This window comes from Streptomyces sp. NPDC059499 (genome assembly GCF_042749285.1).
Taxonomy (GTDB): domain Bacteria; phylum Actinomycetota; class Actinomycetes; order Streptomycetales; family Streptomycetaceae; genus Streptomyces.
The window spans coordinates 837,030-862,662 of record NZ_JBHYTT010000001.1 but is presented as its reverse complement, the minus strand read 5'-3'; the positions used below and the strand labels follow the sequence as shown (position 1 = coordinate 862,662).

The 25,633-nt window shown below is 70.5% G+C and carries 28 protein-coding genes; 16 read left to right on the top strand and 12 right to left on the bottom strand.

What is annotated here, in order from left to right:
• Positions 1–106 precede the first annotated feature (106 nt).
• The 5 genes from ACFW9O_RS04095 to ACFW9O_RS04075 all read left to right on the top strand — a co-directional run bounded on the left by ACFW9O_RS04095 (position 107) and on the right by ACFW9O_RS04075 (position 5,427).
• Entirely contained in the window at positions 107–1,117 is a 1,011-nt protein-coding gene (locus ACFW9O_RS04095) for a polyprenyl synthetase family protein (RefSeq protein WP_329208425.1), read from the top strand.
• Between the two features lie 218 nt (positions 1,118–1,335).
• Positions 1,336–2,598 (top strand): outer membrane lipoprotein carrier protein LolA, encoded by a 1,263-nt coding sequence (locus tag ACFW9O_RS04090; RefSeq protein ID WP_384604712.1) that lies wholly within the window; start codon positions 1,336–1,338, stop codon positions 2,596–2,598.
• Between the two features lie 104 nt (positions 2,599–2,702).
• On the top strand, positions 2,703–3,689 hold the full coding sequence (locus ACFW9O_RS04085; RefSeq protein WP_384604709.1) for an ABC transporter ATP-binding protein: 987 nt from the start codon (positions 2,703–2,705) through the stop codon (positions 3,687–3,689).
• Positions 3,676–4,560 carry an ABC transporter permease gene (locus tag ACFW9O_RS04080; RefSeq protein WP_384604706.1) on the top strand — a complete coding sequence of 295 codons (885 nt, stop codon included), beginning with the start codon at positions 3,676–3,678 and terminating at the stop codon, positions 4,558–4,560. Before ACFW9O_RS04085 ends, ACFW9O_RS04080 begins: the two co-directional genes overlap by 14 nt.
• 198 nt (positions 4,561–4,758) lie before the next feature.
• Positions 4,759–5,427: a TetR/AcrR family transcriptional regulator gene (locus ACFW9O_RS04075; protein ID WP_384604703.1), complete on the top strand. Its 669-nt coding sequence runs from the start codon at positions 4,759–4,761 to the stop codon at positions 5,425–5,427.
• Here the strand turns inward: ACFW9O_RS04075 and ACFW9O_RS04070 are convergent.
• The 3 genes from ACFW9O_RS04070 to ACFW9O_RS04060 form a co-directional block, all read right to left on the bottom strand.
• A complete protein-coding gene (locus ACFW9O_RS04070) occupies positions 5,420–5,968 on the bottom strand; it encodes a flavodoxin family protein (RefSeq protein WP_384604701.1) in 549 nt (182 codons plus the stop codon). The two genes, ACFW9O_RS04075 and ACFW9O_RS04070, sit on opposite strands and share 8 nt — an antisense overlap.
• 160 nt (positions 5,969–6,128) lie before the next feature.
• On the bottom strand, positions 6,129–6,935 hold the full coding sequence (locus ACFW9O_RS04065; protein ID WP_384604699.1) for an HAD family hydrolase: 807 nt from the start codon (positions 6,933–6,935) through the stop codon (positions 6,129–6,131).
• A 66-nt stretch (positions 6,936–7,001) separates the two neighbouring features.
• Positions 7,002–7,451 carry a VOC family protein gene (locus ACFW9O_RS04060; RefSeq protein ID WP_384604696.1) on the bottom strand — a complete coding sequence of 150 codons (450 nt, stop codon included), beginning with the start codon at positions 7,449–7,451 and terminating at the stop codon, positions 7,002–7,004.
• Between the two features lie 22 nt (positions 7,452–7,473).
• On the opposite strand from ACFW9O_RS04060, the gene ACFW9O_RS04055 reads away from it, so the two are divergent.
• Entirely contained in the window at positions 7,474–8,103 is a 630-nt protein-coding gene (locus ACFW9O_RS04055) for an ABATE domain-containing protein (protein ID WP_351181005.1), read from the top strand.
• A 13-nt stretch (positions 8,104–8,116) separates the two neighbouring features.
• A complete protein-coding gene (locus ACFW9O_RS04050) occupies positions 8,117–8,500 on the top strand; it encodes an SRPBCC domain-containing protein (protein ID WP_384604692.1) in 384 nt (127 codons plus the stop codon).
• 6 nt (positions 8,501–8,506) lie between these two features.
• On the opposite strand, the gene ACFW9O_RS04045 is transcribed toward ACFW9O_RS04050, so the two are convergent.
• From ACFW9O_RS04045 to ACFW9O_RS04030, 4 genes are all read right to left on the bottom strand, one after another.
• Complete coding sequence (locus tag ACFW9O_RS04045; RefSeq protein ID WP_384604689.1) at positions 8,507–8,956, bottom strand: hypothetical protein; 450 nt, start codon at positions 8,954–8,956, stop codon at positions 8,507–8,509.
• A 13-nt stretch (positions 8,957–8,969) separates the two neighbouring features.
• Entirely contained in the window at positions 8,970–9,113 is a 144-nt protein-coding gene (locus ACFW9O_RS04040; protein WP_384604686.1) for a hypothetical protein, read from the bottom strand.
• Between the two features lie 4 nt (positions 9,114–9,117).
• Positions 9,118–10,158 (bottom strand): EamA family transporter RarD, encoded by a 1,041-nt coding sequence (rarD, locus tag ACFW9O_RS04035; RefSeq protein ID WP_384604683.1) that lies wholly within the window; start codon positions 10,156–10,158, stop codon positions 9,118–9,120.
• A gap of 117 nt (positions 10,159–10,275) precedes the next feature.
• The gene (locus tag ACFW9O_RS04030) at positions 10,276–11,136 is read right to left on the bottom strand and encodes an NmrA family NAD(P)-binding protein (RefSeq protein WP_384604680.1); all 861 of its coding nucleotides are present in this window, start codon (positions 11,134–11,136) and stop codon (positions 10,276–10,278) included.
• Positions 11,137–11,241: 105 nt separating this feature from the next.
• Between ACFW9O_RS04030 and ACFW9O_RS04025 the strand changes: the two genes are divergently transcribed.
• On the top strand, positions 11,242–11,664 hold the full coding sequence (locus ACFW9O_RS04025; RefSeq protein WP_384604676.1) for a winged helix-turn-helix transcriptional regulator: 423 nt from the start codon (positions 11,242–11,244) through the stop codon (positions 11,662–11,664).
• A gap of 7 nt (positions 11,665–11,671) precedes the next feature.
• Here ACFW9O_RS04025 and ACFW9O_RS04020 read toward each other — a convergent pair whose 3' ends face one another.
• The 5 genes from ACFW9O_RS04020 to ACFW9O_RS04000 all read right to left on the bottom strand — a co-directional run bounded on the left by ACFW9O_RS04020 (position 11,672) and on the right by ACFW9O_RS04000 (position 18,517).
• Positions 11,672–12,730 (bottom strand): 2-oxoacid:ferredoxin oxidoreductase subunit beta, encoded by a 1,059-nt coding sequence (locus tag ACFW9O_RS04020; RefSeq protein WP_384604673.1) that lies wholly within the window; start codon positions 12,728–12,730, stop codon positions 11,672–11,674.
• The gene (locus ACFW9O_RS04015; protein ID WP_384604670.1) at positions 12,723–14,678 is read right to left on the bottom strand and encodes a 2-oxoacid:acceptor oxidoreductase subunit alpha; all 1,956 of its coding nucleotides are present in this window, start codon (positions 14,676–14,678) and stop codon (positions 12,723–12,725) included. Before ACFW9O_RS04015 ends, ACFW9O_RS04020 begins: the two co-directional genes overlap by 8 nt.
• 247 nt (positions 14,679–14,925) lie before the next feature.
• Positions 14,926–15,585 (bottom strand): response regulator transcription factor, encoded by a 660-nt coding sequence (locus ACFW9O_RS04010; RefSeq protein ID WP_351175799.1) that lies wholly within the window; start codon positions 15,583–15,585, stop codon positions 14,926–14,928.
• A 229-nt stretch (positions 15,586–15,814) separates the two neighbouring features.
• Positions 15,815–17,170, bottom strand: coding sequence for a sensor histidine kinase (locus tag ACFW9O_RS04005; RefSeq protein ID WP_384604667.1), 1,356 nt, complete (start codon positions 17,168–17,170; stop codon positions 15,815–15,817).
• Between the two features lie 156 nt (positions 17,171–17,326).
• Complete coding sequence (locus tag ACFW9O_RS04000; RefSeq protein ID WP_384604664.1) at positions 17,327–18,517, bottom strand: sensor histidine kinase; 1,191 nt, start codon at positions 18,515–18,517, stop codon at positions 17,327–17,329.
• Between the two features lie 143 nt (positions 18,518–18,660).
• Between ACFW9O_RS04000 and ACFW9O_RS03995 the strand changes: the two genes are divergently transcribed.
• From ACFW9O_RS03995 to ACFW9O_RS03960, 8 genes are read left to right on the top strand one after another with little or no spacing between them, the layout of a single operon-like run.
• Positions 18,661–19,086, top strand: a complete 426-nt coding sequence (locus tag ACFW9O_RS03995; RefSeq protein WP_351175787.1) for an NADH-quinone oxidoreductase subunit A — start codon at positions 18,661–18,663, stop codon at positions 19,084–19,086.
• Entirely contained in the window at positions 19,077–19,712 is a 636-nt protein-coding gene (locus ACFW9O_RS03990; protein WP_351175785.1) for an NADH-quinone oxidoreductase subunit B family protein, read from the top strand. Before ACFW9O_RS03995 ends, ACFW9O_RS03990 begins: the two co-directional genes overlap by 10 nt.
• Positions 19,709–21,064 (top strand): NADH-quinone oxidoreductase subunit C, encoded by a 1,356-nt coding sequence (locus ACFW9O_RS03985; RefSeq protein WP_384604660.1) that lies wholly within the window; start codon positions 19,709–19,711, stop codon positions 21,062–21,064. Before ACFW9O_RS03990 ends, ACFW9O_RS03985 begins: the two co-directional genes overlap by 4 nt.
• A complete protein-coding gene (locus ACFW9O_RS03980; RefSeq protein WP_351175781.1) occupies positions 21,061–22,029 on the top strand; it encodes a complex I subunit 1 family protein in 969 nt (322 codons plus the stop codon). Before ACFW9O_RS03985 ends, ACFW9O_RS03980 begins: the two co-directional genes overlap by 4 nt.
• On the top strand, positions 22,029–22,658 hold the full coding sequence (locus ACFW9O_RS03975) for a NuoI/complex I 23 kDa subunit family protein (RefSeq protein WP_384604657.1): 630 nt from the start codon (positions 22,029–22,031) through the stop codon (positions 22,656–22,658). Before ACFW9O_RS03980 ends, ACFW9O_RS03975 begins: the two co-directional genes overlap by 1 nt.
• Positions 22,655–23,209, top strand: coding sequence for an NADH-quinone oxidoreductase subunit J (locus ACFW9O_RS03970; protein ID WP_384604655.1), 555 nt, complete (start codon positions 22,655–22,657; stop codon positions 23,207–23,209). The genes ACFW9O_RS03975 and ACFW9O_RS03970 overlap by 4 nt, the downstream gene beginning before the upstream one ends.
• Positions 23,209–23,628 (top strand): NADH-quinone oxidoreductase subunit NuoK, encoded by a 420-nt coding sequence (nuoK, locus tag ACFW9O_RS03965; RefSeq protein WP_351175775.1) that lies wholly within the window; start codon positions 23,209–23,211, stop codon positions 23,626–23,628. The genes ACFW9O_RS03970 and nuoK overlap by 1 nt, the downstream gene beginning before the upstream one ends.
• Positions 23,625–25,619, top strand: a complete 1,995-nt coding sequence (locus ACFW9O_RS03960) for an NADH-quinone oxidoreductase subunit L (protein WP_384604651.1) — start codon at positions 23,625–23,627, stop codon at positions 25,617–25,619. Before nuoK ends, ACFW9O_RS03960 begins: the two co-directional genes overlap by 4 nt.
• Positions 25,620–25,633: the final 14 nt, after the last annotated feature.

The following is a 25,633-nucleotide window of genomic DNA, read 5'->3' as shown; positions in this document are numbered from 1 at the left end:
GGGAAGGCGCCCACGTTGATCCAAAGGCGACCGGATACGCTGAGTTGAGTGAGGACAGCGACACATCGACATTCCGTGTGATCGTCAGCAGACAGGAGATCCCCTCGTGACCGTCGTCGGGCCGTTCGGACTGCGCGTGCGGGACCAGGCTCTTGAGGCCGATGTCCAGACCGGTTTGGCCGCTGTCGAGGCGGGGCTGCTGGATGCCACCAAGAGCGAGGTCCCGTTCATCACGGAGGCCGCGCAGCACCTCGTGAGCGCGGGGGGCAAGCGGTTCCGTCCGCTGCTGGTGATGCTGGCGTCCCAGTTCGGTGACCCGGACGCGCCGGGGGTCGTTCCCTCGGCCGTGGTCGTCGAACTGACGCACCTGGCGACGCTGTACCACGACGACGTGATGGACGAGGCGGACGTACGCCGCGGGGTGGACAGCGCGAACACCCGCTGGGGCAACTCCGTCGCCGTCCTGACGGGTGACTTCCTCTTCGCCCGCGCCTCGCACATCCTGGCCGACCTCGGACCCGAGGCCGTACGCATCCAGGCGGAGGCGTTCGAACGGCTCGTCACCGGCCAGATCCTGGAGACAGCGGGCCCGCGCGACGGCCGCGACCCGGTCGACCACTACATGGACGTGCTCGGCGGCAAGACCGGCTCGCTGGTCGCCGTGTCCGGGCGGTTCGGCGCCATGATGGCCGGCGCGGACGAATCGGTCGTCGACATCCTCACCCAGTACGGGGAGCGGCTCGGCATCGCCTTCCAGCTCGCCGACGACGTACTCGACATCGCCTCCGACTCCCACGAGTCGGGCAAGACGCCCGGCACGGACCTGCGCGAAGGCATCCCCACCCTCCCGGTACTCCATCTGCGCGCGCAGGCGGCGGCCGACGGAAAGCCGGACGACCTGGAACTCGTCGCGCTCCTGGACGGCGACCTCGGCGACGACGACCGGCTCGCGGAGGCGCTGCGCAGGCTGCGCGCCCACCCCGCGCTGGAGCAGGCGCGGCGGGACACCATCCGCTACGCCCAGGAGGCGCGGGCGACCCTGGCACCGCTGCCCGAGTGCTACGCGAAGGCCGCCCTCGAAGAGCTGTGCGACGCCGTGGTGCACCGCGCGGGCTGACGCCGGACCGGCCCATCCCCTACTGGATGGCGGACCCCGGACCCCTCGGTGTCATACCGGAGGGGTAGGCGCAGTTGCTCCCGCGGGCTGACGCATGTTGCCGCCCGATTTGGTCAGATGGAGAACAACCACTCCTGACCACATCGGGTGAGAATGGCGGCAGGGAGTGGACGGAGTGCAACCGGACGGAAGCCGCCGACCACGGAGGTAGGGCACACATGGCACCGAACGACAGCGCAGAGACCAACGGCGAGGCCACGGGCACTGTCGTGGGCCGCAGGAAGGCCGCACGCTACATCGTTCCCGTCGCAGTGGCGGGGGTGGCCGCGGCGACGATCGGACTCGTCCCGGCGCTCGCGAGCTCCGGGGACCCGGAGCTGCCGAAGATCACCGCGCAGGAACTCATCGAGAAGATCGCCGCATCGGACGAGGAGCAGCTCTCCGGCACGGTGAAGGTCAGCACGGACCTCGGCATCCCGTCCCTCGGCGGGCTCGCGGACTCCTTCGCCCAGGGCGCGACCGGAACGGACAAGGGGAACGGCTCATCGAGCGCCGCGCCCGAAGCCAAGCTGATGGAGCTCGCCTCCGGGACGCACACGCTGCGGGTGGCGGCCGACGGGCCCGACAAGCAGCGCCTGTCGATCCTCGGCGAGGCCTCCGAGTACAGCATCGTCCACAACGGGGACGATGTCTGGGCGTACGACAGCAAGTCCGACGAGGCGTACCACGCGCAGGCCGGGCAGAGCGACCGTGCGGGCGGGAAGGCCAAGGAGCACAAGGCGCCCGGCGGCGTCCCGGCCACGCCGAAGGAGCTGGCCGAGGAAGCACTCGCCGCCGCGGGTGACACCACGTCGGTCACGGTCGACGGCACGGCACAGGTGGCGGGGCGCGACGCGTACCAGCTGCTGATCAAGCCCAAGCAGTCCGGTTCGACCATCGGCTCCATCAGGATCGCGGTGGACGCCGAGAACGGCGTACCGCTGAAGTTCACCCTGTCGCCGAGCAGCGGCGGCAAGGCCGCGATCGACGCCGGTTTCACGAAGGTCGACTTCGACAAGCCCGACGCGTCCTCCTTCTCCTTCACCCCGCCCAAGGGCGCGAAGGTGACCGAGGCCGACGAGCTGCAGGCCGAGGCGGAGAAGAACGCCAAGGCGGACAAGGTTCCGGAGGACCTCGCGGCACTGGAGGACTTCAAGGGCCTCAACGTCATCGGCGAGGGCTGGAACGCCGTCGCCGTGATCGACACCCCCGGCGGCGCGGGCCTCGCGGGGCTTCCCACGGAGGGCTCCGGATCCGGTGACGTACCGGAGGGGGCCATGCAGTTCCTGGACGCACTCGGCGACAAGGTCACCGGAGACTTCGGCTCCGGCACGGTCTTCAAGACGCGCCTGGTCAACGCCCTGGTGACGGACGACGGCAAGGTCTACGTCGGCGCGGTCACCAAGGACGCGCTGGTGAAGGCCGCCAACACCGCAAAGTAGTACACGCCCTGCGAGCCGCCCCGCCGTACGCTCCGTACGGCGGGGCGGCCCGTTTCACGGACGGCAGCCCCACGGTGGCGAGTGGGAAGGGACCGGGAGTGCGCATGACCGACACAGCGGCCGGGACGGTGGAGGCGGGTGCGGGACCGGGGCCGGCCCCCGTGATCGAGACCCGTGGCCTCACCAAGCGTTACCGCGGCGGCCAACTGGCGGTGGACGGGCTCGACCTCAGCGTCCCCGGCGGCAGCGTCTTCGGCTTCCTCGGCCCCAACGGTTCGGGCAAGACCACCACCATCCGGATGCTCATGGGCCTCATCGACCCGACGTCGGGCACCGCACAGGTCCTCGGCAGACCCATGCCCACGGCCTCCCGCACCGTGCTCCCGCAGGTCGGCGCACTGATCGAAGGGCCCGCGCCGTACGGGTTCCTGAGCGGCCGCGACAACCTCCGGCGGTACGACTCCGTCGACCCGTCGGCCGATCCGCGCACCCGCCGCGCCCGCGTCGACGGCGCCCTGGACCGGGTCGGCCTCGGCGCCGCGGCCGGCAAGAAGGCCAAGGCGTACTCGCTCGGCATGAAGCAGCGCCTCGGGCTCGCCGCCGCGCTGCTCCGGCCGCGCAGGCTCCTCGTCCTGGACGAGCCGACCAACGGTCTCGATCCGCAGGGCATGCGCGAGATCCGCTCCCTGATCCGCGAACTCGCGGCCGAGGGCACCACCGTCTTCCTCTCCTCCCACCTGCTCGACGAGATCGAACAGGTCTGCACGCACGCCGCGGTGATGGCCCGCGGGCGGCTCCTCACACAGGGCCCCGTCGCCGAACTCGCGGCGGGCACCCGCGGCAGGCTCTCCGTCACCACCCCCGACCCGGGCGCCGCCGCCCGCATCCTCCGGGAGCACGGGGCGAAGGGCCTCCTGAGCGACGGGGACCGGGTCACCGCGGACGCGCCACCGGGCGAGGTCGAACTGGCGGACCTCAACGCCGCCCTGGTGCGCGGCGGAGTCCGCGTACGGTCCTTCGGCGTCGAACGGGCCTCGCTCGAGGACGCCTTCGTCGCACTCACCGGAGAGGGATTCGATGTCGCAGGCTGAACTCACCACGGCGGCCGCACCCCGCACACCGCGCCCCCTGTGGACGCTGGGGATCCTGCGCTCCGAACTCACCACCACACTGCGCCGCTGGCGCACCCTCGCCCTGCTCGGTGTGCTGGCCGCCGTACCCGTGCTCATCGGGATCGCCGTGAGGATCGAGACGGGCGACGGCTCCTCGGCGGGCCCCGACGGCGGCGGTGGACCGGCGTTCCTCGCCCAGGTCACCAACAACGGCCTCTTCCTGGTCTTCGCGGCCCTGTCCGCGACGCTCCCCGTCTTCCTCCCGATGGCGGTCGGGGTCGTCGCAGGCGACTCCGTCGCGGGTGAGGCGAGCGGCGGCACCCTGCGCTACCTTCTGGTCGCCCCGGCGGGCCGGACCCGGCTGCTGCTCGCCAAGTACGCGTCGGTGCTGGTGTTCTGCCTGGTCGCGACGCTGGTCGTGGCGGCATCGGCGCTCGCGGTCGGTGCGCTGCTCTTCCCCGTCGGAGAGGTCACGACGATCTCGGGGACCCGGATCGGCTTCGGCGAAGGACTCGTGCGGGCCGGCCTGATCGCGGTGGCGGTGGCGGTGTCCCTGACGGGATTCGCGGCGCTCGGCCTGTTCGTCTCGACGCTCACCAACAGCGGGATCGCGGCGATGGCGGCCACCGTGGGGGTACTGATCACCGTGCAGATCCTGGATGCGATGCCGCAGCTGGACGGGATCCACCCGTATCTCTTCCCGCACTACTGGATGTCCTTCACGGACCTGCTGCGCGACCCGGTCTACTGGGACGAGACGGCCAGGAACCTCGGGCTGCAGGCGGCGTACGCGGCGGTGTTCGGCTCTGCTGCCTGGGCGCGTTTCACCACGAAGGACATCACTGTCTGAAGGCGGCTCACCGGGGACCGTCCGCGCCGTCGGCCGGTCGAGCCGTCCCCCGATCGGCTCGTCGCGGCGCAAACGGCACGAACGGTAAGAAGCACGGAACGTCACGACACGGTACGTTCCGTTTCTTCCAGGTCATTGTTCGACTTCTGGCGACGGGCTGTCAACAAGCAGTGGGCCGAATCCCCCTATGCTCACCGAATGATCACATCGCCGAGTTCCCTGCGCCGCAGCGAGCGATCACGACGGGCGACTCTGGACGCGGCTCTGGAGCTGTGCACGGAGAAGGGGTACGGACGGGTCACCGTCGAGGCCATCGCCGCCCGCGCCGGGGTGAGCAAGAAGACGATCTACCGCTGGTGGCCGTCAAAGGGCGCGGTGCTCCTCGAAGCCTTCACCGAGGCGCTCGTCGGTGCGACACCGTTCGTCGACACCGGTGACATCGCCGCCGACCTCCGGACCCACATCAACAGCGCGGTGAAGCTGCTGTCCTCACCGCCGTACGGCCCCGCCTACGCCGGAATCCTCTCCGAGATGCACCATGACGACGCCCTCGCGGCGGCGGTCAGGGAACAGCTGGTCGACCCGCGGGTCGAGCGAGCCGTGGGGCGGCTGCGCAGTGCCCAGGAACAGGGCCAGATCCCGGCGGGCGCCGATCTGCCGCTGGCCGTGGAAATGCTCTACGGCCCCGTCTACTACCGCCACGTGCTGCGCAAGCCGGCTCAGGACGACGCGACGGTCGTCGCACTGGTGGCCCATGTCCTGCGGTCGCTGGGCGCCGGGGTGGAGCAGACCGGTGGGCCGGGGGTGGACGGTCCCGGCCCCGAGGGTCCGGAACCCGAGGGTCCCGGGCCGGATCGCGTCAGCTGAAGAAGGTCTTGGCCCGGGTCACCGCCGCGGTGTCCGACAGGACGTCACCGGGCTTGCTGCCGTTGCCCAGCAGCACCCCGCCCCACCGCATCCCCAGGTACTGACCGGAGATCCTCAGCGTCCCCGTCAGCGGCTCGGCGACCGCCGGATCCGAGTCCGCGAGTGCCGTGACGCCCCACAGGGTCTTGCCGCCCATCCGCCGCTTGAAGTCGACGCCGGGCACCCTCAGCCAGCCCGACCAGTGGTCCAGGTAGCGCTTGGTGGAGGTGGAGACCGAGTACCAGTACAGCGGTGAGGCGATGACGACATCGGTGGCGGCGAGCGTGGCCTCCAGCAGGGTCGCGGCGTGCCCGTCCGGGGGCAGGTGTTCGCCGTCGGCGTGCCTCATGTCCTCGAAGTCCGGCAGCGGCAGGTCCCGCAGGTGCAACCAGCGCTGCTCGGCACCCGCCGGGAGCTGCTCGGCGGCGAGCCGGGCCAGCGTCTCGGTGTTGCCGTCGGCGCGGCTGCTGCCGAGCAGGAAGAGGAAGCTGCGCGTGGCCATGATGGACCCCCGGTTGACTGCATGCGACTGTTACCTGCGTCCGCATTATATGCACGCGCATGGAACCGGGGGAAGGTTGCTCGGTCGCGCAGCCGCCCAGTGGACCAGCCGCTCAGTGGGCCGACCGCTCAACGGAACAGCCCCTCAGAGGAACAGCCCCTCAGCGGAACAGCCGCTCCAGGACAGCCGCGACGCCGTCGTCCTCGTTCGACAGGGTCACCTCGTCCGCGGCTGCCCTCAGTTCGACGTGGGCGTTGGCCATCGCCACGCGGTGGCCAACGCGACGGAACATCGGCAGGTCGTTGGGCATGTCGCCGAACGCCACCGCGTCGGCGGTGTCGCAGCCCAGCACCTCGGCCGCCAGCGCGAGCCCGGTTCCCTTGTCCACTCCGAACGGCGCCAGTTCCACCGTGCCCGGCCCCGCCATCGTGACGGTCGCCAGATTCCCCACGACCCCACGGGCCGCAGCGGCCAGCTCGTCGTCCGTCAGCTCCGCGTGACGCACCAGGACCTTGATGATCGGTGCCGCCCACAGCTCGCTGCGGCGCTCCGTCCGCCGGGCGGGGAGTGAGGGATGCGGCATGCGGTAGCCCGGCTCGATCAGGGTCCGGCCCTCGGTGCCGTCCTGGTCGACCGCGGCGAAGACCGGCCCGACCTCTGCCTCGATCTTGCCGAGCGCGGTGTCGGCCAGCTCCCGGTCGAGCGTCACCGAACTCAGCATGCGGGCCGACCCGGCGTCGTACACCTGTGTGCCCTGCCCGCAGACCACGGGGCCTTCGTAGCCCAGGTCCGCGAGCAGGCCGCGTATGCCCGGCACCGGGCGGCCCGTGACGATCAGATGCCGCGCGCCGGCGGAGGCGGCGCGGGCGAGGGCGGCCCGGGAGCGGGGGCTCACGGTGTCGTCGGGACGCAGGAGCGTGCCGTCCAGGTCCGTGGCGACGAGGGTGTAGGCGGGTGGCGTCAGCATGGGGGTCAGCCTAGGGAGATCGGCTTCCGGCCGTACCCCGCTGACCTGCGCGGACGGTCAGCTCTGTCATTGGACGCAGAATTCGTTGCCTTCCGGGTCGACGAGTACCTGCCAGGACCCGGAGGGTTCGTCGACGGTGCGCAGCACGCTCGCGCCCAGCCCCACCAGTCGCTCCACCTCCGCCTCGCGCTGTCCCTCGGGCGTGTGAACGTCCAGGTGGAGGCGGTTCTTCACCGTCTTGGGCTCCGGGACGCGCTGGAAGAGCAGGCGGCGCCCGAGGCCCATGCCGCTCTTCTCCTCGTGGGGTTCGTCGGGGTGCCGCACGGCGGCGAGGTCGCGCCAGGCCCGGCGCCCGTGGGACTCGGTCGTGAGGGACTCGTCCACCGCCCCGAAGCCGAGCAGCTCCTCGATCAGGGCGCTGTGGTCCTCCACCGCGTACCCCAGCGTCTCGGCCCAGAAGTCGGCCTGGGCGTGCGGGTCCTGGGCATCGATGACGACTTTCCAGTGCAGGGTCATGGAAACCGTTTATAGTGGTTACATGACTGCGTCGGCAACAGGCACGCCGGAACCGGGGCTGATCCTCCGGACCCGGCAGGGCCGTTCGTACCGGTTCGATCCGGGGGCCCTGTGTCTGGAGCTGCTGCTCACCAGCGATCCGGGCGGCGTGCCATGGCACTACGAAACGCTGCGCGAGCCCGCCGACCTGGTCCGGTGGGCGGGCGAGAGCCGGCTGCCCGGCGGCCTGGTGCTCCTGGTCGGCGAGGCTGAGCTCGCCCGCGCCCATGCACTGCGTGGTGCGCTCTGGCGGATGACCCGGGCCCGCGCGAAGGGCCTCGGCCTCGCCCCCGCCGACACGGACGTGGTGAACGCGGCCGCCGCCGAGCCCCCGCTGGCGGCCCTGATGACGGCCGACGGCAGCCGGGAGTGGGCCCCGGGGGCGACCGGAACGGCCCTCCTGTCGACGGTCGCCCGGGATGCCGTGGAGCTGTTCACGGGGCCGTACGCCTCCCGGATCCGGGAATGCGAGGCCCACGGGTGCGCCCTGCACTTCGTCGACACCTCCCGCCCCGGCAGGCGGCGCTGGTGCGCGATGGGCCGCTGCGGCAACCGCCACAAGGTACGGGCGCACCGCGCCCGCCACACGGAACCCGGCGACGCCGGGGAGTGAAGGGAGAGGCATGATGCCGACCGGACTCACACAGGACGCCGGGTGGGAGATCGGCGTTTCCAGGACCCTGCCCAGGACCGCTTCGGCCGTCTGGGAGTTCATCGCCGGCGACGAGGGCGTGGCCCTCTGGCTCGGCTCCTCGTCGCTGCCCACCGAGAAGGGCTCCCCGTACCGCACGGCCGGCGGGGTCGAGGGCGAGATCCGCAGCTACCACCCGGGCAACCGCATCCGGCTGACCCACGGCTCCACGACGGTCCAGGTCACGGTGTCGCCCAGCCCGCAGGACAAGGCGGTGCTCCGCTTCCACGAGGAGCGTCTCGCGAACGCGGAGGCACGCGAGGAGCGGCGCGTCCACTGGCAGCACGTGATGGACCGGGTCGAGGCCGCGCTCGGCTGACCTCTCCTACTCCGGTGGGCAGGCCCTGCAGACGTGACCGTCGAGCGCGGTCAGCAGCTCCTGGGCGGACTCGCGGACCGCGGGATCGCCGTCACCGGTGAGCCGCAGGGCCGTCGTCCGGCCCGCCAGGACGGCCAGGTGGGAGTCCCTCGTCCACTCCGGGTGGTGCATGTGCCCGTGGGCGAGGATCGTCTGCAGCAGTCCGAGCACACCGACGCGGTCCTTCACCGACGCCGTCGCGGCGAGCTCCCACAGGAACGGCACCGTGGCGACCGTCGAGTCGAAGACGGCCATGGCGCCGATCCACTGCCCCAGGTCGCTCAGTGCGTCCTCGGCGGACTCGCTGTCGCCCCAGGCGATCCGCGACAGCATGCCGGGGACCTGGGAGGCGGAGCCGCCCGCATGGCGCAGCTCATGCCACTGAACGTGCCTCATGTCCCCCAGAATCGTCCCCATCCCGGGCACTCAATCAGCCTTTGCGTGTGCCGTCCACCATGCATGCCACACCCACCCGGTCCGACGGCATGATCCGGACGGAGGAGTCCTGGCGTTCCTCCGGGGCCGCGCGTGCGTCGTAGCCCGCGCGGGCTGCCGCGATCTCGTCCTGGCCCACCCGGTCAGGAAGCCGGTGCCCGCTCCGCGGCCGCCGCACCCGTACCGGCAGACGCCCCCGGTGCCGTGCCAGGCGCCGCATCCGGGGCCGGAGCGGCAGGCGTGCCCACCGGCGCCCCGGCCTCCGCGGCCAGGACGGCGAGGCGCAGCGCCTCGGCCCGTGTCCGTCGCGCGGTCCGCAGCGCGTCCCAGGTCAGCAGCATCAGCGCCACCCAGACCAGAGCGAAGCCGGCCCACCGCTCCGGCGGCATCGCCTCGTGGAAGTACAGGATGCCGAGCCCGAACTGGAAGACCGGGGCCAGGTACTGCAGCAGACCGAGCACGGACAGCGGCACCCGGATCGCCGCCGCGCCGAAGCAGACGAGGGGGACGGCCGTCACGAGGCCCGTCGCGGCGAGGAGCGCCCCGTGTCCCGCGCCCCCGACCAGGAACGTCGTGTCACCGCGTGCGGCGAGCCACAGGAGGAACCCGAGCGCGGGCACGAACAGCACAGCGGTCTCGGCGGCCAGCGATTCCAGGCCGCCCATGTTGACCTTCTTCTTCACCAGTCCGTACGTCGCGAAGGAGAAGGCCAGGGCCAGCGAGACCCAGGGCGGCTGCCCGTAGCCGATCGCCAGGACCAGCACCGCGGCGAGACCGGTCGCCACCGCGGTCCACTGCACGGGCCGCAGCCGCTCACCGAGCAGCAGGACACCCATCGCGATCGTGACCAGCGGATTGATGAAGTAGCCGAGTGACGCCTCGACGACGTGGCCGTTGTTGACGGACCAGATGTAGATGCCCCAGTTGACGGAGATGACCGTCGCGGCGATCGCTATGAGACCCAGCTTCGCGGGCTGCCTGAGCAGTTCGCCGATCCAGGCCCAACGGCGCAGGGCGAGCAGCGCGATGCCCACGACACCCAGCGACCAGACCATCCGGTGGGCGAGGATCTCCATCGCTCCGGACGGCTGCAGCAGCGGCCAGAACAGGGGCACGAGGCCCCACATCCCGTACGCCCCGATTCCGTACAGCAGGCCTGCCCGCTGTTCGTTCTTCCCCTTCACGGGCCCTCCCGGCGCTCCTGCGTCGACGGTCGGCCGACTGCACGACGGTAGCGCCGGAAAGGCCTCGTGTCATAGCCGTCTCACGGAAACACTCGTGACACGGCTACGGCCGGCCGTTCAGCCGGCGGAGACCGCGGCCGCCACCGTCTCGGCGAGCGGAGTCGTCGGCCGGCCGATCAGGCGGGCCAGGTCACCGCTGGTACCGGCGAGGAGTCCGCGTCCGATCGCCTCGTCGACGTCGACGAGGATCGCCGCGAGGCCCTCGGGCAGCCCGGCGCCGACGAGGATCTCCCGGTGCGTGGCGGCGGGCACGTTCGTGTACGTGACCTCCTTGCCGGTCGCGGCGGCGACCACGGCGGCGTACTCGGCCAGGGACCAGGCGACGTCGCCGCTCAGCTCGTACGCGGCCCCGAGGTGGCCCTCGCCGGTCAGTACGGCCGCCGCGGCGGCGGCGAGGTCGGCGCGCGAGGCGGAGGCGATGCGGCCGTCACCCGCGTTGGCGACGACGGCCCCGTGCTCCAGGACGGGCGCGAGGTTCGCCGTGTAGTTCTCGGTGTACCAGCCGTTGCGCAGGAGGGTGTACGGGAGTTCCGAGTCGAGGATGAGCTGCTCGGTCACCTTGTGCTCGGCAGCCAGCTGGAAGTCCGCGTCCGGCCCGCCCAGCACGCCGGTGTACGCCAGCTGGGCGACGCCCGCCGCCTTGGCGGCGGCGATCACGGCGGTGTGCTGCGCCACCCGCCGGCCGATCTCGCTGCCGGAGACCAGCAGCACCCGGTCGCCCGCCCGGAACACATCGGTGAGGGTCTCCGGCCGGTCGTAGTCGGCGATGCGGATCTCGACGCCGCGGGCGGCGAGAGAGGCAGCCTTCTCCTTGCTGCGGACGACTGCGGCGATCCCGTCCGCCGGGACCGTGGTGAGCAGCTGCTCGATGACGAGGCGGCCGAGTTGTCCGGTGGCTCCGGTGACGACGATGCTCATGGGGGTTCTCTCCTGGTGGCGCTGGTACTGAGGTGAGGGGGACACACTCACCATAAGAGGGGCACTAACCCTAGGAAAGTACCCACTTTGAAGTAAGGTACTGGTATGAAGGTAAGCATCCTGGACGAAGTGGGCGGTCGCCGCCCGGACGTCAACCAGCAGAACTGCCCCTCCCGGCTGGTTCTCGAACACATCACCAGCCGGTGGGGTGTGCTCGTGCTGGCCGCGCTGCTGGAGCGCTCCTACCGGTTCAGCGAGCTGCGCCGCACGGTCGGCGGCGTCAGCGAGAAGATGCTGGCCCAGACCCTCCAGACGCTGGAGCGCGACGGCTTCGTGCACCGGGACGCGAAGCCGGTGATCCCGCCCCGCGTGGACTACTCGCTCACCCCGCTCGGCAGGGAGGCCGCCGACCGGGTCTGGGCGCTGGCCCGCTGGTCCGAGCAGCAGGTGGACGCCGTCGAGTCGGCGCGCGCGGCATACGACGGGGCCCGGAACCAGTCGGTTCCGGGCCCCGGCGAACAGGTGTGACGGCGGATCAGCCGATCACGGTCCAGGTGTCGTTGCCCGCCAGCAAGGTGCTCAGATCACCCTTGCCGTGTTGTTCGACGGCGGTGTCGAGCTGGTCGGACATGAGGGTGTCGTAGACGGGTCGTTCGACGCTGCGCAGGACGCCGATGGGGGTGTGGTGGAGGGTGTCGGCGTCGGCGAGGCGGGAGAGGGCGAAGGCGGTGGTGGGGCTGGGGTTGTGGGCGTCGTGGACGAGGATGCGGGACTGGTTGTCCTCGGTGACGGCGACGACTTCGAGGTCGCCGGTGATCGGGTCGCGTACGACGCCCTTGTGGCCGTCGGCGCCGAAGCGGATGGGCCGGCCGTGTTCGAGGCGGATGACGGCTTCCTCGGCCCGGTCCTTGTCCTTGAGGGCGTCGAAGGCGCCGTCGTTGAAGATGTTGCAGTTCTGGTAGATCTCCACGAGTGCGGTGCCCGGGTGGTCGGCCGCGGCGCGCAGCACGCTGGTGAGGTGTTTGCGGTCGGAGTCGACGGTGCGGGCGACGAAGGACGCCTCGGCGCCCAGGGCGAGGGAGACGGGGTTGAAGGGGGCGTCGAGGGAGCCCATCGGTGTGGATTTGGTGATCTTGCCGACTTCGGAGGTGGGGCTGTACTGGCCCTTGGTCAGTCCGTAGATCCTGTTGTTGAACAGGAGGATCTTGAGGTTGACGTTGCGGCGCAGGGCGTGGATGAGGTGGTTCCCGCCGATGGACAGGGCGTCTCCGTCGCCGGTGACGACCCAGACCGACAGGTCACGGCGTGAGGTGGCCAGTCCGGTCGCGATGGACGGGGCGCGGCCGTGGATGGAGTGCATCCCGTAGGTGTTCATGTAGTACGGGAAGCGGGATGAGCAGCCGATGCCGGAGACGAAGGTGATGTTCTCCTTCGCCAGCCCGAGTTCGGGCATGAACCCCTGCACCGCCGCGAGTACCGCGTAGTCACCGCAGCCCGGGCACCAGCGCACCTCCTGGTCGGACTTGAAGTCCTTCATGGACTGCTTGCCCTCGGCCTTGGGGACCAGGTGGAGGAGTTCGTTGGTGTCAGGCATCGATGGCCTCCTTGAGGGCTGTGGCGAGCTGCTCGGCCTTGAAGGGCATTCCGTTGACCTGGGTGAAACTGCGGGCGTCGATCAGGTACTTGGCCCGGATGAGCATGGCGAGCTGGCCGAGGTTCATCTCCGGGACGACGACCTTGTCGTAGCCCTTCAGCACCTCGCCGAGGTTCTTCGGGAACGGGTTGAGGTGACGCAGGTGGGCCTGCGCGATCGGCTCACCGGCCGCCCGCAGCCGGCGTACCGCAGCGGTGATCGGCCCGTACGTCGAACCCCACCCGAGGACCAGGGTGGTGGCCCCCGCCGGATCATCCACCTCCAGGTCAGGAACGGTGATGCCGTCGATCTTCGCCTGGCGGGTGCGGACCATGAAGTCGTGGTTGGCCGGGTCGTAGGAGATGTTCCCGGTGCCGTCCTGCTTCTCGATCCCGCCGATCCGGTGTTCCAGCCCCGGCGTCCCGGGAACCGCCCAGGGACGGGCCAGCGTCTGCGGATCCCGTTTGTAGGGCCAGAACACCTCCGTACCGTCGGCGAGTTCATGGTTCGGGCCGGTCGCGAACTGTGTCCGCAGGTCCGGGAGGCTGTCGGTCTCGGGGATCCGCCACGGCTCCGAACCGTTGGCCAGATACCCGTCCGACAGCAGGAACACCGGAGTCCGGTACGTCAACGCGATCCTCACCGCGTCCAGCGTCGCGTCGAAGCAGTCCGCCGGTGTCCTGGGAGCAACGATCGGCACCGGCGCCTCACCGTTGCGCCCGTACATCGCCTGCAGCAGATCCGCCTGCTCCGTCTTCGTCGGCAGTCCCGTCGAGGGGCCGCCCCGCTGGATGTCGATGATCAGCAACGGCAGCTCCAAAGACACCGCCAGACCGATCGTCTCCGACTTCAGCGCCACCCCCGGACCCGACGTCGTCGTCACTCCGAGGGAACCACCGAACGCCGCACCCAGCGCCGCCCCGATCCCCGCGATCTCGTCCTCCGCCTGGAACGTGCGCACACCGAAGTTCTTGTGACGCGACAGCTCATGCAGGATGTCCGAGGCGGGAGTGATCGGATACGAACCCAAGTACACCGGAAGATCCGCCAGCCGGCCCGCCGCGATCAACCCGTACGACAACGCGAGATTCCCAGAAATATTGCGGTACGTACCCGTCGGGAACGCCTGCGTCGCAGGAGCCACCTCATACGAGACAGCGAAGTCCTCCGTCGTCTCACCGAAATTCCAGCCCGCCCGGAACGCCGCCACATTCGCCTCGGCAATGACCGGCTTCTTCGCGAACTTCGACCGGAGAAACTTCTCCGTACCCTCCGTCGGACGGTTGTACATCCACGACAACAACCCGAGCGCAAACATATTCTTCGACCGCTCGGCCTCTTTACGGGAAAGCCCGAACTCCTTCAAAGCCTCGATCGTCAACGTCGTCAACGGCACCGGATGCACGTTGTACGCCTCCAGCGACCCGTCCTCCAACGGGGAGGTCTCGTAGCCGACCTTCGCCATGGGGCGCTTCGTGAACTCGTCCGTGTTCACGATGATGTCCGCCCCGCGCGGCACATCGGCGATATTCGCCTTGAGTGCGGCGGGGTTCATCGCGACCAGGACGTTCGGCGCGTCGCCGGGAGTCAGGATGTCGTGGTCCGCGAAGTGCAGCTGGAACGACGACACACCCGGCAGCGTGCCGGCAGGCGCCCGGATCTCGGCCGGGAAGTTCGGCAGCGTCGACAGGTCGTTCCCGAACGACGCCGTCTCCGACGTGAACCGGTCACCCGTCAACTGCATGCCATCACCCGAGTCACCCGCGAAACGGATGATCACCCGGTCCAGACGGCGGATTTCCTTCTCAGTGGCGCCCGGTTGTTCTGACTGGGGGGCGCGTTGCTCCCCGACGACAGCCTCGCTGGCGTCATCGGTCTTTCCGGCTGGGCTACTGACCTGGCTGGTCACTGAACTGGACCTCCCTCGGGGCGGCGGCTCGGGACCGGCCGGCCCGCCGGCGGTCCAGGCCCCACCCTACTTCTGTAAGGGTCGCCTTCCTTGGACCGATCATATGGTGGACGCGTTTTTGGGAAACTGATTCGTCACGCTTTGCCATATTTCTCGGACCCCCGGGCCTTCGGACGAACGCTCTCGGCACTCATCCTTTCGTTCCAGGCCTGGGATTTCGCTCCAATGCCACTACATCGTCGGATCGCTACGACTTGAGATAGGTGAGAACCGCCAGAACGCGCCGGTGATCTCCATCACTGGGTGACAGGCCCAGTTTCTGGAAGATGTTGCTGACGTGCTTCTCCACGGCGCCGTCGCTGACCACCAGCTGTTTGGCCACTGCCGAATTCGTCCGCCCCTCCGCCATGAGACCGAGGACCTCCCGCTCGCGCGGAGTGAGCCCCGCCAGCACGTCCTGCTTACGGCTCCGGCCCAGCAGCTGCGCCACCACCTCGGGGTCCAGCGCGGTCCCGCCCTGGGCCACCCGCACCACGGCGTCCACGAACTCCCTGACCTCGGCGACCCGGTCCTTCAGCAGGTAGCCCACCCCCCGGCTGCTGCCGGCCAGCAGCTCGGTGGCGTACTGCTCCTCGACGTACTGCGAGAGGACCAGCACCCCGATGTCCGGGTACTCCTTGCGCAGCCGAACCGCGGCACGCACACCCTCATCGGTGTGGGTCGGTGGCATCCGCACATCGGCGACCACCACATCGGGCAGCGCATCCTGAGCGGCGAGGTCGTTCACGGTCTTGATCAGCGCCTCGGCATCCCCCACCCCCGCGACGACGTCGTGCCCGAGATCGGTCAGAAGCCGGGTGAGTCCCTCCCGAAGCAGTACTGAGTCCTCGGCGATGACAACCCGCACTCGTTCCTCCACGACGCTGTGTCCCCCACTGTCCATGTCCAACGTTTGATGGTGATCCGTGTGTACGCCGCCCAACGCGCCGTGCCCGCGACCTCAAGCATCCCAGGATCGACGCCCTGACGGGCCGTACAAGCAGCTTTCGTCCGCCGCACGCCGAGCGCAGCGCCCCGGGTCGCCTTCGAGGCGGCCGGGGCGCTGCGTGGAGTGGCTGGTGCGCTGCGGGGAACTGTCAGCCCCGCCAGGGCAGCTCGGCCGTGACCGTCGTCGGGCCACCGGCGGGGGAGTCCACGACGAGAATGCCGTCGACCGCGTCCAGCCGCTCGGTCAGACCGGCCAGGCCGCTGCCCGACGTGAGGTCGGCCCCACCGCGCCCGTTGTCCGTCACCTGGAGCATCAGCCGGTCCGCGGCGCGCCACACATCGACCCCCGCACGGGTGGCCCGGGCATGCTTGCTGACGTTCTGGAGGAGTTCGGACACCGTGAAGTAAGCGATGCCCTCGATGGCCTGGGCGGGCCGGGACTCCAGGTCCACGGAGACGTTGACGGGGACGGTGCAGCGGGAGGCGATGGCGGAGAGGGCGGCGTCCAGGCCGCGGTCGGTGAGGACGGCGGGGTGGATGCCGCGGGCGAGGTCGCGGAGTTCCTGGAGGGCGACCTTCACTTCGCCGTGGGCTTCGTCGACCATGCGGGCGGCCGCTTCGGGGTCGGCGGTGAGTTTCTCCTTGGCGAGGCCGAGGTCCATGGCGAGGGCGACGAGGCGGGCTTGGGCGCCGTCGTGGAGGTCCCGTTCGATGCGGCGCAGGTCCGCGGCGGCCGTGTCCACGACCACCCCGCGGTCCGACTCCAGCTCCGAGACCCGGGTCGCCAGCCGCGAGGGGCCGAGCAGGCCGCCGACCATCACCCGGTCCACGGACGCCAGGCCACGGATGATCCACGGCGTGACCAGGACGAGGACCAGGCCGAGACCGCTGGTGACCGCCATCTCGAAGGCTGAGTCGAGGTAGACCTGATGGGTGCTGTCGCCGTACAGCTGGATCCCGTCGACGCCCGCGTACGCCGGGAAGACCCAGCGCCACAGCGGATAGGTGAACATGGCCCACCCGTACGTCCAGAACGTCACGGAGACGACGAAGGCGAACAGGGCCCACGGGAAGTGCAGCAGCGCGTACAGCAGATGCCGCCAGGACACCCCGCTCTTCAGCACCGCACCGACCCAGGACATCAGGCCGCCCGTCCTCCCCCGTACCGGTGCGGGATCGGCCACGTCCAGCTTCAGCAGCCCACGCGCGCGGACCCGCTCCATCGCACCGAAGCCGCGGCACATGACCAGACCCGCGGCAAGTACCGGAATGCCGAGGAAGGTGATCAGCATGCCCAGGCCCAGCGACATCATGGTGATCGCGAAACTGAACAGGACCACGCTGATCGGCAGGCTCAGCACCAGGTAGGCGAGCTCACGCCACGTCCGCGCCTCGAAGGGTGCGCGCAGGACCGCCGGGAGGAAGTGCTTCTCCGGGGGGTAACCGCCCGATCCGGCGCCGGGCCGGTGGTGGTCCCGTGCGTCCGGTCCGTATGCCGTGGCCATCAGTGGCCTCCGTCCGTTTCTTCTGGGCGGGAGCTCCCCGCGTGCCGGTACAACGGCTGATATCTCAAGACTGCTGTGCCGAGGGGATCCGCACCATGAGGACGGTCTCCGTATCCGGCCGGGGGTTTTCCCCACCCCTCCGCCCGCGGGACACCGTCAGACGGTCTTCGGCGCGGCGTCCGCACGGTCGCGCCACGGCAGCTCCGCGGTGACCGTGGTGGGCCCGCCCTCCGGAGAGTCCAGCACGAACAGCCCGTCGACCGCGCCCAGCCGCTCCGCCAGCCCGGCCATGCCCGTGCCGCCGTCCAGCCGGGCGCCGCCGATCCCGTCGTCCGTCACCTGGATCAGCAGCCGCTCCTGGGAGCGCCACACCTCGACGGAGACCGACCGGGCACGGCTGTGCTTGCTGACGTTCTGGAGGAGTTCGGACACCGTGAAGTACGCGATCCCCTCGATGGCCTCCGCAGGCCGGCCGGGCAGGTCCACGGAGACGTTGACGGGGACGGTGCAGCGGGAGGCGATGGCGGAGAGGGCGGCGTCCAGGCCGCGGTCGGTGAGGACGGCGGGGTGGATGCCGCGGGCGAGGTCGCGGAGTTCCTGGAGGGCGACCTTCACTTCGCCGTGGGCTTCGTCGACCATGCGGGCGGCCGCTTCGGGGTCGGCGGTGAGTTTCTCCTTGGCGAGGCCGAGGTCCATGGCGAGGGCGACGAGGCGGGCCTGGGCGCCGTCGTGGAGGTCCCGTTCGATGCGGCGCAGGTCCGCGGCGGCCGTGTCCACGACCACCCCGCGGTCCGACTCCAGCTCGGCGATCCGGGCCTCCAACTCGTCGGAGGGGGAGAGCAGCCCCCGCGCCATCGCCCGGTCCGCGTTCGTCAGCCCCCGCGCGACGAAGGGAAGCACCGGCCACAGCACGAAGAGGCCCACCAGTGTCACGGCGAACGTCGCCACACCCCACGGCAGTCGCATGAACGAGAACAACAACGCCCGCCAGCCCACCGGATCCCTCAGCCCCGACCACAGCCAGGAGAAGAACCCCCGGTCCCGGCGGCCGCGCGGCATCGGGCTCGGCTCGTCGATCCGCACCCCGAGCATCCCCCTCGCACGGGCCCGCTCCGCCCTGCCGAGCCCACGCGCGCCCTGCAGCCCGAGGGCGAGCAACGGCAGACCGACGACGGTGACGGAGAGCCCCACGCCCACGCCGATCAGGAGCACGGTGTAGACGAATCCGGCAATTGCCATCGGAAGGTTGGCCAGGAGAAACGCGATCTCCTTCCACGTCTGCCGGTCGAAGGCGAAGCGCGCGGGCGGCGGCCGGTCGTTGTCCGGCAGGGAGGGGCTCATGGTCATGGACCCAGCCTGCCGGGCGGAACCCGCGCACGCCATGGGGTTCGTGGGTGGGGCGAAGTAGGGATAACCCCACCACTTGTCCGACGCGGCTGCTTACCCTCTCTTTAACAGGGCCTAGACTCCCGTGCGTACAGACGTCGGACATGCTGAGGGAGCGAGGGGCGGACGTGGCGGACGTGCCGGGACCGACCGTTCTCGCGTCGGACTACTTCCAGAGCTACTCAGTGGTCGGACTGCTCGCCCTGGTCGGCGTGCTGTTCGTCGCCGTCGCCTTCGGGGCCGGCCGACTGCTCAGGCCCGTGGTCCCGACGCCGGAGAAACTTCTCACCTACGAGTGCGGCGTGGACCCCGTGGGAGAGGGCTGGGCCCACACCCAGGTCCGCTACTACGTCTACGCCTTCCTGTACGTGATCTTCGCCGTCGACTCGATCTTCCTGTTCCCGTGGGCAACGGTGTTCGCGGCACCCGGATACGGTGCGACGACGCTGGTGGAAATGTTCATCTTCCTCGGTTTCCTGGCCGTAGGACTGCTCTACGCATGGAAGAAGGGCGTCCTCGAATGGGCGTGACGAGCCGGCCGAACCCGGAACCTCCCGTGCCGCTGCCCGATCCGACGCTGCTGCCGGAGCCGAAGAGGCTCGGCGTGCTGTCCCGGCTCGCGCCCGAACCGATGAAGGTGGTCCTCAACTGGGGCCGCCGCTACAGCCTCTGGGTCTTCAACTTCGGACTCGCCTGCTGTGCCATCGAGTTCATCGCCGCCTCCATGGCACGCCACGACTTCATCCGGCTCGGCGTGATTCCGTTCGCCCCCGGACCGCGGCAGGCCGACCTCATGATCGTGTCCGGCACCGTGACGGACAAGATGGCCCCGGCGGTCAAGCGGCTCTACGAGCAGATGCCCGAACCCAAGTACGTCATCTCCTTCGGCGCCTGCTCCAACTGTGGCGGCCCGTACTGGGATTCGTACTCCGTGACGAAGGGCGTCGACCAGATCATCCCCGTCGACGTGTACGTACCCGGCTGCCCGCCCCGGCCCGAAGCCCTGCTCCAGGGCATTCTCAAGCTCCAGGAGAAGATCGCCCGGGAGTCGCTCGCCGAGCGGTACGCCACCGAGGACACCGCCCGCCCCTCGACCGCCGCGCTGCGCAGCGGTCTCGTCGCCGCCCCGAAGACACCGGGGGAGGAGCAGAAGTGACCGCCGCGGACACGTACGACCGGCTGCCGGATGCCGTCGTCGACATCTTCGGCGAGGACGCCACGGCTGCGTACGCGTACGACCTGCTGACCGTCGACGTTCCCGCCTCCTCCTGGATCACCGCCCTCGAAACGGCCCGCGACGAGCTGGGCTGCGGCTACTTCGACTGGCTGAGCGCGGTCGACGAGCCGGGCACCGGTTTCCTCGTCTGCGCCCACGTCGCAGCGCCGAGCAGCGGCCGGGTCCGGCGCCTGCTGGTGCGTACGACGGTTCCGCACGAGGCGCCCACACTGCCCAGCGCGATCGACGTGTACGCGGGGGCGGCCTGGCACGAGCGCGAGACGCACGAGATGTTCGGCGTCCGGTTCGAGGACCACCCGCATCTGGTTCCGCTCCTGCTGCCCGAGGGCTTCGAAGGCCACCCGCTGCGCAAGGACTTCGTCCTGGCCGCCCGGGTCGCCAAGGCCTGGCCGGGCGCGAAGGAGCCGGGCGAGTCCGAACACGGCGGGCCCAAGCGGCGCACCATGCTGCCGCCGGGCGTCCCCGACCCCAACGAGTGGGGCCCGCTCAAGGGCCAGCTCCCGCCTGCCCCGGCCCGCCCGGCCAGGGGAGCCCGGGCGGCGGGCGACCGTCCCGTACGCCGGGCACGCACCGCGAGCGAAGGCTCGGCGGCGCAGCGCCCCGCGGCGCCGGACGCCGCGGCGGGTGGCACCGCGCCGGATGCCACGGCGCCGGATGCCGCGGCGACCCCGCAGGCGGGGCCGCCGCGTCGGAGCCGCAGTGTCTCCCAGGGCTCGGCAAGCCAGTCCGCGGAGCCTGCCGCCCCGGCGACCGAGGCCACCGAGGCAGACGCGGCACCCGCACCGGCTGACGCCGGGCCCGCGGGCACCGAGCCGACGAGCACGCGTGCACCCCGTGCTGTCCGCAGCACGGACGCACCCTGGCACCACGCACGCCCTGCCTTCGACGACGCCTCCTCAGGCGGCGCCACCGACTCACCCGAGCCCACCGCTCCGGACGCCGGCCCCACTCCGGAGGCTGCTCCGGACCAGGCCACGGAGGCGGGGACCACCGGGGCAGGAGCGACGGAGCCTGAGGCCGGGGTCACCGAACCTGGGGCGGGAGTCACCGAACCTGGGGCCGAGGCGACCGAGCCTGAGCCCGCAGTCACGGAGCCCGAAGCCGCCGAAGCCGCCGAAGCCGCCGAGCCTGAGCCGCCCACGGCACCCGCTCCCGCGCCGCAGGACGAATCCGGCCCCGACTCCGAGCCAGGCCCCGTCGAAGCCGAGCCCGAGCCCGAACCCGACCCAGACCCCCGAACCGACCGTCCCGCCGGAGGCGATACCGCGTGAACGACGTACTCGACGTCGCCATCCGGCTCGTCATCGTCTTCGCCGTGTTCATGGTCGTCCCGCTCGTCGTGGGACAGGCCGAGCACAAGGTGATGGCCCATATGCAGGGCCGGCTCGGCCCGATGTACGCGGGCGGGTTCCACGGCTGGGCCCAGCTCGTCGCGGACGGCGTGAAGTTCGCGCAGAAGGAGGACGTGGTCCCGGCCGATGCCGACCGCCGCGTCTTCCAGCTCGCTCCCGCCGTCGCCCTCCTCCCGTACCTCCTCGTGCTCGTCGCCATCCCGATCGGGCCCAGCGAGGGCGCGGTCGGCCAGGTCGTCGACGCGGGCATCTTCTTCGTGCTCGCCGTCATGGGCATCGGCGTACTCGGCTCACTGATGGCGGGATGGGCCTCGGCCAACAAGTTCTCGCTCCTCGGCGGGCTCCGCACCGCGGCGCAGCTCCTCGCGTACGAACTGCCGATGCTGCTCGCCGCCGCCTCCGTGGCCATGGCGGCCGGCACCGTCTCGCTCCCCGGCATCCTGAACGCCTTCGAGTGGTGGTGGCTGCCCTGGCAGATCGTCGGGGCCCTCGTCTTCTTCGTGGCAGGGCTCGCCGAACTCCAGCGTCCGCCGTTCGACATGCCGGTCGCCGACTCCGAGATCATCTTCGGCGCGTACACCGAGTACACGGGCTTGCGCTTCGCCCTGTTCCTGCTCGCCGAGTACGCCGGAATCGTCGTCCTGTGCGGGCTGACCACCGTTCTCTTCCTCGGCGGCTGGCACGGCCCGCTCGGTGCCGACGGGCTCGGCTGGGTCTGGACCCTGCTCAAGGTGGCCGTCCTCGCCTTCGTCGTCATATGGCTCCGTGTCACCTACCCCCGTCTGCGCGAGGACCAGCTGCAGAAGCTCGCCTGGACCACGCTCATCCCCCTCGCTCTCGCGCAGATCGCGCTCACCGGCATCGTGAAGGTGGCGATCAACTAGTGCCTCCGATCCCCGGCTCAGGCCTGGCCAAGGGTCTCGCCGTCACCCTGCGGACCATGACGAAGCGCACGGTCACCGCCCAGTACCCGGACGTCCAGCCGGAACTGCCGCCCCGTACCCGCGGCGTCATCGGACTGTTCGAGGAGAACTGCACCGTCTGCATGCTCTGCGCACGCGAGTGCCCCGACTGGTGCATCTACATCGACTCCCACAAGGAGACCGTGCCCGCCGCCGCTCCCGGTGGCCGCGAGCGCAGCCGTAACGTCCTGGACCGGTTCGCGATCGACTTCGCCCTCTGCATGTACTGCGGTATCTGCATCGAGGTGTGTCCCTTCGACGCGCTCTTCTGGTCTCCGGAGTTCGAGTACGCCGAGACGGACATCCACGAACTCACCCACGAGCGCGACAAGCTCCGCGAATGGATGTGGACCGTGCCCGAGCCGCCCGCACTCGACCCGGGAGCCGAGGAGCCGAAGGAGATCGCGGCCGCCCGCAAGACGGCGGAGAAGCTCCAGGCCGCCCAGGAAGCGGAACAGGCCGTGGTCACGGACCGGGCTACGGAACAGAACGCGGCACAGGACGCGGCGCAGGACGCGGCGCAGGACGGCGAACAGGGGGGACAGGAGTGACCCTCGCAGCGGCCGCCGGTCACCCCGGCTTCCTCTCCCCGACCGGCGTCGAGATCGCCTTCCTCCTCGTAGGACTCGCCACTTTCGGCGCGGCACTCATCACCGTCACCACCAAGCAGCTCGTACACGCCGCCCTCTGGCTCGTCGTGGCGCTCGGCGGTCTGGCCGTCGAGTACCTCCTGCTCACCGCCGAGTTCATCGCCTGGGTGCAGGTGCTGATCTACGTCGGCTCCATCGTCGTCCTCCTCCTCTTCGGGCTGATGCTCACCCGGGCCCCCATCGGCCACTCCCCGGACGCCGACTCGGGCAACCGATGGGTCGCCCTGGGCGTGGCCGTGGCCTCGGCAGCCGCCCTCGTCTGGGTCGTCGTGGACGCCTTCCGTACGACCTGGATCGACCTGGACGGACCGGCCCAGGGCTCCACCGGGGCGACCGGCGAGTTCCTCTTCCGGCACTGGGTGCTGCCCTTCGAAGCGCTCTCCGTCCTGCTGCTCGCCGCCCTCGTCGGCGCGATCGTCCTGTCCCGCAAGGACCGAGAGGACAAGAGCTGATGCACCTCGCCTATCCCGCCGTGCTCGCCGTCCTCCTCTTCTGCACGGGGCTGTACGGAGTCCTCGCCCGCCGCAACGCGATCCTCGTACTGATGTCCGTCGAGCTGATGCTCAACGCCGTCAACCTCAACCTGGTCGCCTTCGACGTCTGGCTCCGCGACGCGCTCCACTCCGGCCAGGCCCTCACCCTCTTCACCATCGCCATCGCCGCCGCCGAGATCGGCATCGGCCTGGCGATCGTCCTGGCCGTCTACCGCAACCGGGGCAGCTCGGACGTCGACCGTCTCCGCGACACCGCGGAGACCGACGAGGCCGAGACGCTCCCCGGCGACGAGGACACCGACGACGCCGTCCGCGGCACCGCAGACCCGGCCGCTGCTCCGGCAGGGAAGGCAAAGAAGGCAGAGGCCACCGCGTGACCACCACGACCCTCGCCGTCCTCGTCCCCCTCCTCCCGTTCCTGGGTGCTGCCGCCGGACTCCTCCTCGGCAGGACCGGCTACGCCCGGCCCCTCGCCGTACTGCCCACGCTCGCCGCAGGCGTCATCGCCGTCGTCGTCGCCGTACGCCAGGGCGGCGGTCCGGCCATCGTCGCCGCGACCGAACTCACCCCCACGGGCTCGGTCCCCATCGACCTCGCCCTGTACCTCGACGGCTTCGCCGTCCTCGTCGCCGTCCTCGTCGCACTCGTCGCCACGTGTGTGCAGATCTACTCGACGGCCTACCTGCGCGACGACGCCCGCTACCCCTCCTACGCGGCCCTCGTCTCCCTCTTCACCTCCGCGATGCTGCTCGTCGTCTACTCCGGCGACCTGATGGTGCTCCTGGTCGGCTGGGAGATCATGGGCATCTGCTCGTACTTCCTGGTCGGTCACTACTGGGAGACGCCCGAGGCCCGCGCCGCCTCCCTCAAGGCCTTCCTCGTCACCAAGCTCGGCGACGTCCCCTTCCTCATCGGCCTGTTCGCACTCGCAGCGGACACCGGCACCTTCCGCATCACCGGCATCCTCGGCGCCGTCGCCGACGGCGGACTCGACCACCCCACCCTCATCGCCCTGCTGCTCCTCGCAGGCGTCGCGGGCAAGTCCGCGCAGTTCCCCCTGCACACATGGCTGCCCGACGCGATGGCCGGCCCGACCCCGGTCTCCGCGCTCATCCACGCCGCGACGATGGTCGCCGCCGGTATCTACTTCGTGGCCCGGCTCCTCCCCGTCTTCGCGGAATCCGGCGCAGCCCTCGTCGTCCTCGCCGTGATGGCCGCCGTCACGATGATCGGCTCCGGGCTCGCCGCTCTGGCCCAGGACGACATCAAACGCGTCCTCGCCTACTCGACCATCGGACAGCTCGGCTACATGTCCGGAGCCCTGGCCGTCGGCGACCGGGGTGCCGCCGTCTTCCACCTCATTTCGCACGGTGCGTTCAAAGCCGTCCTCTTCCTCGCCGCAGGCGTCGTCATCCACGCCGCGGGAACCAACTCACTGGCCGCCATGTCCCGCATGGGCGGCCTGGCCAAGCGCATCCCCGACGCCTACTGGACGATGACCGTCGCCCTCCTCGCGCTCGCCGCCATCCCCCCGTTCGCCGGCTTCTTCTCCAAGGAAGCCGTACTCGTCGCCGCCGAGCACACCGCCTTCGGCGACAGTGACGTGGCGCCCGCGGCCGCAGGCTGGACGATCCTCGTCGCCGGGCTCCTCGCCGCCGTCCTCACCGCCGCCTACGCCACCCGACTGTGGCTCCTCGCCTTCCGCGGGCGCGGCACCGAAGCCCCCGACCACGGCAGGCAGCCCGTCGCGATGACCTCCGTGCTCTGGGTCCTCGCCGTCCCCACGATCGCCTTCGGCCTCACCGTCGGCGCCATCGCCGACTGGTTCGACGGACACAGCCTCACCCCGTCCCTCACGACCGCCGTGCTCTCCACCGGGGTCGGCCTCGTCGGCGGACTCGTCACGTACGGGGCCTGGCGCCACACCATGGCGATGGCCGACCGTCCCCCGGTCGGCGCGGTCGCCGCCCACCCCGACGCGGAACCCGCCCTGGTGGAGGTCGAGGCGATGACCTCCCACACCGCCGCCTACGGCACCATCGCGGACGCCCCCAACCCCTCGGACCCCGGCCGCCTCCTGCTCGGCCCACTCCACCGGCACGCCGTCACCGGCTTCCACCTCGACGCCCTGTACACGAGGCTCTTCGTCCGCCCCGTACAGGCGGCAGCCCGCCTCGTCCGCTTCCTGGACCGCGAGGTCGTCGACACGTACGTGAGCGCCTCGGGCAGCCTCGCCCGCGGCCTCGGCACCGTGGTCCGTCGCGCCCAGACCGGCAACGTGCAGACCTACCTCGGCGCGCTGCTCGCCGGATCCCTTGTCCTGGCGATCGCCGCCGTCGTCTTTGCCAACGTCAACGCCGGGGCGTGAACCGTGATCGATAT

Coding starts and splice junctions, on each gene's coding strand:
- ACFW9O_RS04075 (WP_384604703.1), top strand. CDS start 4,759: ATGATCACATCGCCGAGTTCCCTGCGCCGCAGCGAGCGATCACGACGG.
- ACFW9O_RS04050 (WP_384604692.1), top strand. CDS start 8,117: ATGCCGACCGGACTCACACAGGACGCCGGGTGGGAGATCGGCGTTTCC.
- ACFW9O_RS04005 (WP_384604667.1), bottom strand. CDS start 17,170: ATGGCCACGGCATACGGACCGGACGCACGGGACCACCACCGGCCCGGC.
- ACFW9O_RS04055 (WP_351181005.1), top strand. CDS start 7,474: ATGACTGCGTCGGCAACAGGCACGCCGGAACCGGGGCTGATCCTCCGG.
- ACFW9O_RS03995 (WP_351175787.1), top strand. CDS start 18,661: ATGCTGAGGGAGCGAGGGGCGGACGTGGCGGACGTGCCGGGACCGACC.
- ACFW9O_RS04045 (WP_384604689.1), bottom strand. CDS start 8,956: ATGGGGACGATTCTGGGGGACATGAGGCACGTTCAGTGGCATGAGCTG.
- ACFW9O_RS03990 (WP_351175785.1), top strand. CDS start 19,077: ATGGGCGTGACGAGCCGGCCGAACCCGGAACCTCCCGTGCCGCTGCCC.
- ACFW9O_RS04090 (WP_384604712.1), top strand. CDS start 1,336: ATGGCACCGAACGACAGCGCAGAGACCAACGGCGAGGCCACGGGCACT.
- ACFW9O_RS04060 (WP_384604696.1), bottom strand. CDS start 7,451: ATGACCCTGCACTGGAAAGTCGTCATCGATGCCCAGGACCCGCACGCC.
- ACFW9O_RS04000 (WP_384604664.1), bottom strand. CDS start 18,517: ATGACCATGAGCCCCTCCCTGCCGGACAACGACCGGCCGCCGCCCGCG.
- ACFW9O_RS04085 (WP_384604709.1), top strand. CDS start 2,703: ATGACCGACACAGCGGCCGGGACGGTGGAGGCGGGTGCGGGACCGGGG.
- ACFW9O_RS04030 (WP_384604680.1), bottom strand. CDS start 11,136: ATGAGCATCGTCGTCACCGGAGCCACCGGACAACTCGGCCGCCTCGTC.
- ACFW9O_RS04020 (WP_384604673.1), bottom strand. CDS start 12,730: ATGCCTGACACCAACGAACTCCTCCACCTGGTCCCCAAGGCCGAGGGC.
- ACFW9O_RS04065 (WP_384604699.1), bottom strand. CDS start 6,935: ATGCTGACGCCACCCGCCTACACCCTCGTCGCCACGGACCTGGACGGC.
- ACFW9O_RS04080 (WP_384604706.1), top strand. CDS start 3,676: ATGTCGCAGGCTGAACTCACCACGGCGGCCGCACCCCGCACACCGCGC.
- nuoK (WP_351175775.1), top strand. CDS start 23,209: ATGCACCTCGCCTATCCCGCCGTGCTCGCCGTCCTCCTCTTCTGCACG.
- ACFW9O_RS04070 (WP_384604701.1), bottom strand. CDS start 5,968: ATGGCCACGCGCAGCTTCCTCTTCCTGCTCGGCAGCAGCCGCGCCGAC.
- ACFW9O_RS04025 (WP_384604676.1), top strand. CDS start 11,242: ATGAAGGTAAGCATCCTGGACGAAGTGGGCGGTCGCCGCCCGGACGTC.